The sequence below is a fragment of the Streptococcus sp. HMSC067H01 genome, assembly GCF_001814775.1.
Classification (GTDB): Bacteria; Bacillota; Bacilli; order Lactobacillales; family Streptococcaceae; genus Streptococcus.
Map to the genome: position 1 here is coordinate 1 of NZ_KV817792.1, position 1,234 is coordinate 1,234.

Annotated in this window: 3 protein-coding genes and 1 pseudogene; all 4 read right to left on the reverse strand. The window is 39.0% G+C overall.

What is annotated here, in order from left to right:
- Nucleotides 1-239: pseudogene (gene ssb / locus HMPREF2987_RS04860) on the reverse strand (single-stranded DNA-binding protein); the annotation flags it as partial.
- Complete coding sequence (locus HMPREF2987_RS04865) at nucleotides 236-556, reverse strand: 3-dehydroquinate synthase (protein WP_075229569.1); 321 nt, start codon at nucleotides 554-556, stop codon at nucleotides 236-238. The gene HMPREF2987_RS04865 and the pseudogene ssb, both read right to left, overlap by 4 nt.
- The gene (locus tag HMPREF2987_RS04870) at nucleotides 553-942 is read right to left on the reverse strand and encodes a YopX family protein (RefSeq protein WP_083312416.1); all 390 of its coding nucleotides are present in this window, start codon (nucleotides 940-942) and stop codon (nucleotides 553-555) included. Before HMPREF2987_RS04870 ends, HMPREF2987_RS04865 begins: the two co-directional genes overlap by 4 nt.
- A gap of 12 nt (nucleotides 943-954) precedes the next feature.
- Nucleotides 955-1,234 (reverse strand): hypothetical protein (locus HMPREF2987_RS04875; protein ID WP_257375139.1); only part of this gene is annotated, 280 nt, incomplete at its 5' end.

Consider the following 1,234-nt stretch of genomic DNA (forward strand, 5'->3'; position numbering starts at 1 on the left):
TACGAGTCTGGATGCGGCCTGTGATTCCTACCAGGTTCCCTTTTGCACCAGTTTGCGAAATTTTCAGCTTGCTGGCGCCACATGATGCAACTGATAAAATCAGCTTCACGATCACCTGCCTGATTCTTAAAATTGCGATTCACTGCCAAACTGAATGTCGCAACTGCAACATTTGATGGTGTGTATCGTAACTCAGGGTCACGAGTCAAGCGACCTACTAACACAACATTATTGATCATTCTCTTTCTCCTTCATCATTTTCTAAAACCGCATCTCTTATAAAAGTGTTGCCAATTTCATAGTATTTGTATTCCTCGGCTGTCACTTCAAATGTTTCTTCAACGTGCTTATTTCCTACTTGTCCTGAAACGACTAGGATATATCTTCTTTTGGTTCTGGTTGGTACCAGTACCGAGCTTTTTCCTGTCATGACAGGAATGAATGTTGTGTGAGGTTCATCAATGTACTTGTCTACAACCGTCCCGCTCGAAATCTGGTGACATGCTACGAGGAAGGACATGAGTAAAACAACACATAGGATTTTTAAATATCTCACTCCTCGACCTCCAAAAATTCTGGGGTTTCAAATTTATTCCCAATTACTTCAAAATGAAAATAAGCAAGATATAGTGGACTCCATCCTGCCACTCTTTTCTGTAATTCATCTACAAATATGTAAATAAAACTTGCATAAGATCCGTGCCATTTGATAACTGCTTTTCTGCCCTTGTAATCGACTATATCCCCCTCAAAAATCTCCTTGCCATTTTTGTCCAAAAGGCCTGTTGATTGCATGAGGTGAATGTCATTGTTCACAATCCATTCACCAGCAACAGAATCCTCATCAATAATCCAGATATCTCCATTTCCAACCATCACTTCGTCCGGTTGATACATACGATTTAATGAGCCGCCATCATACGCTCTGTACTTCGGTACCATGCTAAATCCTCCTTAAATAAACAAACTAGCTAGCCACAGAATAAATGCAAAATATATGATCTTTGAAATAGCTTGGGTAAGTTTTTTTGAAATTTCTTCATCACTATAGATTGTTGGATTTATGAAGGTTAGTAAAGCATCTAATCCCAAAGCCTGCCAAAACGAAATCTTTCCGACCGGGAGAATTGTCGTTACAATCTCATTCCAACCAAATTGAACAACAAGCGGTGAGACAATTGTTACGAGTAATACACCAATAATAATTCCTAGTCTTTTCATTTTATAAATCCTC

Coding starts and splice junctions, on each gene's coding strand:
- HMPREF2987_RS04870 (WP_083312416.1), bottom strand. CDS start 942: ATGGTACCGAAGTACAGAGCGTATGATGGCGGCTCATTAAATCGTATG.